This is a genomic window from Collinsella sp. AF25-2LB (assembly GCF_003458415.1).
Lineage (GTDB): Bacteria > Actinomycetota > Coriobacteriia > Coriobacteriales > Coriobacteriaceae > Collinsella.
In genome coordinates this window covers 99,395-106,082 of the sequence record NZ_QRUF01000007.1, presented here as the reverse complement: position 1 = coordinate 106,082, position 6,688 = coordinate 99,395, and the positions used below count along the sequence as shown (strand labels likewise).

Sequence of the window (6,688 nt, the reverse complement as noted above, 5' to 3'; positions counted from 1 at the left end):
GCCTCCCATTTCTTGTGTCCAAGAAATGGGAGGCAGTTCACCACGTCACCGGGGCGCGTTGTTCAGCGCCGCCGGGGCGCTCCACTCAAACGACAAGAGACGTCTTACGCAAGCGCCCGCGTCCGTGGATAAAACCACGGGCGTGGGCGCTTCACTTTATTCCCAGCCCTTCCACACGTCAGGCTCGTAGCCAACGGTTGCCTGGCGGCCGTTGCGAACGATGGGCTCACGAAGAATCTGCTGGTTATCGAGCACCTTTTCGAACTTCTGGTCGGCAGCAAGATACTGTACGAGCGCAACCGTGTCGGCATCTTTCGCCTTTGGATCGATCACAGCGTCGATCCCGCCGACGGCGCGCGCCACGCTTTCGAGCTCGCCTTTGCTCATCCCCTTTTCCTTCAAGTCGATGAACTGGAACTTCACACGACGTTCCTTGAAATAGCGCTGCGCCTTCTTAGTATCGAAGCTTTTCTTCGTGCCGAATATCTGGATGTTCATACGTACCGCCTTCGCTCAATTCTCGTCCGTCCATGATACGACAAGGGAGCCGAGCAAAAACAGAGCAGGCGGAGATGGAGGAGGACGGCGACCGACCGTCGGCAAGAGTCGGCCGGATCGGACTGGCGCCCAGCGCGCGCCGGCGACACGCTCGCAGCTGCACACATAGCCGATGTACAAGCTCGCCGCGGCGTTCCCTCGCCCCGCGGTGTGGCGATAGAGAAGCACGCCACCCGTCAACGATGGCGCCTCGGTGAAGAAAATCAACGTCTGGGTTACATCCCTTGAAAGGGGCGAAGACGGCTGCTAGAATACCTCCCCGCTATGAAGGATTTGACCAAAGCATACATCGCAATTCGGCGGCCCCTGGTATACGGGGCCTCTCCTGTTGTTCCCCAAGTGCGCTCTGAGCAGCCGCTTTCTTCCTGTCGTATCTGATGCACGCATAGCACGTGCATGTTATTTCGCCCGTGGGCCGGCGCGCCTTCGGCGAAGAATCGAATAGATACGAAGGAAGCTTATGTCTGATAATTGTACGGTCGCGCCCGCCAATGGGCGCATTACCGGTACCCAGATCCGCATCGTCGCGGTCGTCGTCCTGGGTGCCTTCTTGGCGCTACTGAACCAAACGGTGATGTCGCCTGCGCTGCCGGTCATCATGTCCGATTTCGCCATCGATGCCTCGACTGCCCAGTGGATCATGTCCATATACCCGCTGGTGAGCGGCATCATGGTCCCCGTTTCGGCGTTCCTTATCGACAAGTTCAGCACCCGCGCGCTATTCTTCGGGGCGACGCTGGTGTTCGCGCTGGGCACGCTGCTGTGCGCCGCAGCCCCTGATTTCCTGTTCCTCATCATCGGTCGCGTGTTGCAAGCGGCGGGCTCAGGCGTGCTCATGCCGCTTGTCTCGGTGGTTCCCATGCTGGTGTTCCCCGTCGAGAAACGAGGAACGGCTATGGGCATGGCGGGCATCGTCATGTCGGCGGGTCCCGCGGTCGGCCCCGTCGTAGGCGGTGCGGTGATCGACACGTACGGCTGGCGCACCATGATCGGCGCCATCGTCCCCCTCGCAATTCTCGTGCTGGTGCTGGGCGTGTTCATGCTGAAAAACGTGGGCGAGCTGAAGAACCCCAAGCTCGACCTGCCCTCGGTCGTCCTCTCCACCATCGCCTTCGGCGGACTTCTCTACGGGTTCTCGAGCGCCTCGTCGATGGGTTGGGGCAACCCCGTGGTGCTCGGCTCGATCGTCGCGGGTGTCGTGTGCTTGGTGCTGTTCGTCGTACGCCAGGGCAAAATCGAGGACCCGCTGCTTCAACTGGGCACGCTCAAGACGCGCGATTTCCGCGTGGCCGCCATCATCGTCACGCTCATCAACGCCGCATGCCTGGTCACCAACACGCTGTTGCCGTTGCTGCTGCAAACCTCGCTTGGCGCTTCGGCCTTCGAAACCGGCATGGCCATGCTTCCCGCCGCGGCGGTGGGCATCATCATCAGCCCTATCTCCGGCGTGGTGTTCGACAAGTTCGGTCCGCGTGCCATCTCGATCGTCGGCCTGGCCCTCATGACCGGCGCCCTGTTCCTGCTCTCGCTTTCGACGGTAAACACGCCCATCTTGGTGGTTGCGCTGTTCTGCATGCTGCAGTCCGCCGGCCAGTCGCTCGCGAACATGCCGGTGAACACATGGGGTGTCAATGCCTTGAAAAATGACATGATCGCCCACGGCAACGCCATCGCGAACACCGGCCGCCAGGTCGCCGGCGGTTTGTGCACGGCGCTCATCATCACGGTCATGACAAGCGTCACCGCGTCGGCCGGCGTCGATGCGAGCATCCAAGTAGCCACCGCCGTGGGCGCGGGCGTCGCTTACAAGGTGTGCGCGGCAATCGGCCTCGTTTCCCTTATCTGCGCCATATTCAGCGTGCGCACCAAGAAAACCGCACCGAAAACGAAGGAGGCATAAGCGATGTCCGAGATTCTGTCCGAGCGCATCCCGCTCGAGCTCGAGGGGACGCCCGTTTCGAGCATCATGATTGAAGAGCCGTTCACCTGCACGCAGGATTGCACGATTTCCGACGTGGTGCGCATGCTCGCCGAAAACGAGGTGAGCAGCATGCCCGTAATCGATGAGCGCAACCAGGTGGTCGGGTTCATCTCCGACGGCGATGTCATGGGAGCCATCGCGCAGCATCGCGCTCACACCATCTTCACGGGCGGCGACGCGTCCATGCTGTACTTCGACGATCAGAGCCTTGAGCAGCGCATCGAAGACCTGAAGGATCGCTGCGTCATGGATTTCGCGACGCGCCAGGTAGTGTGTGCCCGTCCCGAGCAGAGCATCGCCCGCGTCGCCGCGCTGCTGGCGAAGAAGAAGTTCAAGAAGCTTCCTGTGGTTGATGACGAGGGCAAACTCGTGGGGGTCATCCGCCGCTCCGCCATCACCAAATACATCTTCGGCATCCTTTTCCAATAGGGGCAGGTCGCACTTGAGGCGAACATCTCGAGGCATCGAGCCAGCAACTGGACCAGACAACCTTGACACGCACGCGCTTTCCCTCGATGCTTCGGTAAGGGGAGCTGCGAAAATCGCAGCACGGGTGATCGGCGCCGCGCCCCCGAAGGCAAAAGCGAACACGGGAGCGATACGATGGGAAAAGTCCTGGACGAAGATTTGGTTTATGAGATTCTCTCCGTCGTGGCAGAGATTCCGGCGGGATGCGTCGCCTCGTACGGTCAGATAGCGCGCCTCATCGGCAGGGAGAAAAACTCTCGCCTGGTCGGAGCGGTGCTGAGCGAGGCGGATCGCTACGGCGATTATCCCTGCCACCGCGTCGTCAACCACGCGGGACGCCTCGCGCCAAACTTCCCCGACCAGCGAGCACTACTGACGGAGGAAGGAGTCGCCTTCCGAGACAACGGCTGCGTCGACATGAAAAAGCACCAGTGGAACGAGTAGCCAGGCAGCGTAGCGTCGAAAGGAGCGACGCCACGGGGAACGACCTGCGCCCCGCCGCCGGACAACCTATGGCAAAGTGACACGTCCCACAAAGAGCGGCGCACCAGTACGAGACACGACCGCGACGTAAAAAGACCCTATGATACTCGTAAGCATCTATCTGATTGCCCGCCTCGAGGTACCCAAAGAACGAGAGATGCCGAAACCCCTAGACAAAGAAAAAGGTCGGGAGCTTTTATGCTTCCGACCTGAAGTTTCATGGTCGCGGGGGGCGGATTTGAACCACCGACCTTCGGGTTATGAGGTCGCTACGACGTTGTTTCATTCAGACATTTCGACCCAAATTGAAGTCAATATAACTCCAGGTCATTTGATGTTTTCATAGATTTACGAAAGAAAAGTACGCGGAATAATTCGACCCAAATTCGACCCACAACGAGCTTGAAAGCGGTCAGGCGGAGCATTACCCTTGGGGTGTGACCCCACGCAGGGCCCACCACCAAGGGTAATGCCCACTCGCCCCAGCCCTTTGCGCCATTCCGCGCAACCGAGCGCGATTCTCAGGCACTTCAGGCAAGGAACACGATGAACGACCGACCTCTCGTCATAGGCAAAGGAACGAAGCAACGCCGCGACAAATACACGTGGCGCTACCGTCACAGCCTCGGCAAGGATCCGGTCACGGGCAAATACCGCTATTCGCCGTGGCAGACCATACATACCACCAAAAGCCGAGAGGTCGACGCCGCACTCGAAGCCTACAAGGCAGAACTCAACAGCGGCACCTACGTCCAAAAATCGAGGGACACCGTCGGCTCGTACGCAAAAAAGTTCCACGACAACCGCGAAGGAACCATCACGCCGCTCGCCTACTCGACATCCTACTCAATCGAGAACGGACGCGCACATCACATGCGTGATGCTCATGCTCGACACCGACATGAGAAGGGCAGAAGCCCTCGGGATGACGTGGTCCGATGCCTCCGTCGAGAACAGAAGCATCCTCATTGAGCAGCAGTTCGCGGCCGATCGAAGCGTTCGCTCGCCCAAAAGCAAGAAAAGCGTGCGGAGGATCTCGATAAGCGAGACGCTGACGTCGTATCTCGAATTCTGGAAAAAGGAGCAGGCCCGCGAAATGGAAGCCTTCGGCCTGGAACAAGTCAAAGGCACTCCGCTCGTCCACTCATTCGAACGAACGAAAGACAGGCATCCCCAAGTCAACTTCATGGACCTGAATGGGTTTTCGCGCTGGTTCAGAAACTTCAGCGTCGAGAACGGGTTCGGCAAGTTCGAAGGCGTTCGAACATACCATTATGTGAAGGAAACTGTCGACGGGGAAACGATTTCGAAGCGTTATGAGCATAAAGAGTGGCTCGAATTGAGGGATTACCTCAGGAAGCATCCCAAGGTTCGCGAGGCGAGGCATATCAGCACATATGAGAGCGAGCACCTTCCTTACGGATATTCGGGCCTATCGAGCCACACCGCTACTGCCGCTACTGCCCGCTACTGCCCGCTACTGCCCGCCAGCTTCCGAACCAGCGGGCGGTAGCAGCACCCCGAACATCTCGCCGACAGCGCAGAGAGTCGTCGACCTGGCGGCCAAGGCCGACATCGAGGACGTGATGCTGTGCGACCTGCCCGGCGTCCTGTCCTTCCTAGGGCTGCCACCTGAGACGGAGATGCCGCCGGGCAACAAGGGGAAGACGAAGCTCAAGAAGCTCTACAGGAAGGTGGCGCCGAACAAGGCATACCACTCCGGCGAGCGCGCCAAGGATTTGATCTCGCACCTCGACATGGCAGAGATCAGGGCATCGGCGCCCGTCCCGCTCGGAGAGATAGACAGAGCGGTCGTAAGCGGCTGATGTAACTTCTGACACCCTAGAACTTACATCGAGCCCCGATTCGAGCTCGGGGCTCTTTTCGTCTAGATTGGGGACGCATGGCCGGACGAAAACAATTTGCGTCTGGTAATAAGCGTACGAAAGCGCAATTTACGTCTTAATTCCGTACGCAAATCAAGACGAAAATCGTTTACGTCTGCTTTAAATCCGTACGAAAACGGTTTTCGTCTTGCAGGGCAGTTACCGCTTCTACAGTTCAACTTCCAGTTCGGCTTTGTGTTCGTAGAGGTAATTGCGCATGTAGGGGATGGCAAATGAGACCTTGCCGTACGAGGGGGCCTCGATAATCGATTCTCTTAACAGGCGGCTGCGGACGGAGCTCACCTGTTGAGGCGTTTTGTTTAGGCCATCGGCAACCATGCTAGTCGAGCTCGTCTGCCCCAAAGACGCCATGCTCAGCAGATAAGCGATGCACGTGGGCGGAATGCGCCGCAGCGCGGGCTCAATCACCATGGCGCAGAAGCGTTCGCGTGCCGTTGCAATGCCACGCTCGGCTTCTTCTTCTCCAATAATCGCTGTATGTGCACGTCTTGCCAACTGCCATGCGTAGTATCCAACGAGTTGGATCATGAAAGGATAGCCTTGCGTTGCCTCGGCAAGTTGGCCGGCAATACCTGGCTGCAACTCCATGCCAGACGCTTCAATGGTTTCCTCGAGGGAGTACGACACTTCGGTTACTGCCACAGCCTTCAGATCAAAGGGGAGGGCACGGCGCAAAAACGTAAGTGTCTTTCCGTTGATGATGCTTTCAATCATCGAAGGCAGCCCAGCAAAAACAAAGGCGATATCAAGGTCTTCGCCGATAACCTGCTGAATCGCAATGGAGAGCGTTCGGACCTCATCGAGCTCTGCGTCTTGAACCTCGTCGAGAGTGATGAGCAGGCCATTTCCATTCTTGGATATTGTCTGTCTCATGGCGTCGCGTAGCGATGGGCCGATTCGCTCAATATCTATGCTGCCGATGGATATGCCAGCTACGGTGGGCTCAAATCTGGCGTGTTTGGCCTGGAATTTGGGCTGCAGCTGTTCGAGAATGCGCTGGCAAAGTCCCTCGGTTGCGACCTCTTTTATGACCGTCCAGCCACGGCTTTGCGCCAAACGTGAGCACTTGTCAAGGAGGACCGTCTTGCCCGTTCCACGGACGCCGGCTATGCGCATTAGGCGCCCAGGGGCACCAGGCCCGTTGGTGAGGCCTTCACTGAATTCTTCAAGTACATCTTCGCGGCCGATAATCGTGGGAGGTGTTTTACCTGCTGTGGGCTTAAAAGGGTTTGTTTGCATGTGAGCCACCTTTGCTCAAGATATAGCAAAGTATAGCAAAGTATAGCAAAGT

General features: G+C 58.2%; 7 protein-coding genes. 5 read left to right on the top strand and 2 right to left on the bottom strand.

Annotated elements, in window-relative coordinates; genetic code table 11:
* Positions 1-156 precede the first annotated feature (156 nt).
* Entirely contained in the window at positions 157-498 is a 342-nt protein-coding gene (locus DWY51_RS04940) for an arsenate reductase family protein (protein WP_006234747.1), read from the bottom strand.
* A gap of 520 nt (positions 499-1,018) precedes the next feature.
* Here DWY51_RS04940 and DWY51_RS04935 point away from each other — a divergent pair.
* The 5 genes from DWY51_RS04935 (at position 1,019) to DWY51_RS04915 (ending at position 5,316) form a co-directional block, all read left to right on the top strand.
* The gene (locus tag DWY51_RS04935; protein ID WP_117770069.1) at positions 1,019-2,458 is read left to right on the top strand and encodes an MDR family MFS transporter; all 1,440 of its coding nucleotides are present in this window, start codon (positions 1,019-1,021) and stop codon (positions 2,456-2,458) included.
* Positions 2,459-2,461: 3 nt separating this feature from the next.
* A complete protein-coding gene (locus DWY51_RS04930) occupies positions 2,462-2,968 on the top strand; it encodes an HPP family protein (protein WP_006234745.1) in 507 nt (168 codons plus the stop codon).
* 174 nt (positions 2,969-3,142) lie between these two features.
* The gene (locus tag DWY51_RS04925) at positions 3,143-3,451 is read left to right on the top strand and encodes an MGMT family protein (protein WP_006234744.1); all 309 of its coding nucleotides are present in this window, start codon (positions 3,143-3,145) and stop codon (positions 3,449-3,451) included.
* 925 nt (positions 3,452-4,376) lie between these two features.
* On the top strand, positions 4,377-5,003 hold the full coding sequence (locus tag DWY51_RS04920; RefSeq protein ID WP_158556912.1) for a hypothetical protein: 627 nt from the start codon (positions 4,377-4,379) through the stop codon (positions 5,001-5,003).
* 73 nt (positions 5,004-5,076) lie between these two features.
* Complete coding sequence (locus DWY51_RS04915; protein ID WP_052044012.1) at positions 5,077-5,316, top strand: hypothetical protein; 240 nt, start codon at positions 5,077-5,079, stop codon at positions 5,314-5,316.
* Positions 5,317-5,544: 228 nt separating this feature from the next.
* On the opposite strand, the gene DWY51_RS04910 is transcribed toward DWY51_RS04915, so the two are convergent.
* A complete protein-coding gene (locus tag DWY51_RS04910) occupies positions 5,545-6,636 on the bottom strand; it encodes an ATP-binding protein (RefSeq protein WP_117770067.1) in 1,092 nt (363 codons plus the stop codon).
* Positions 6,637-6,688 lie beyond the last annotated feature (52 nt).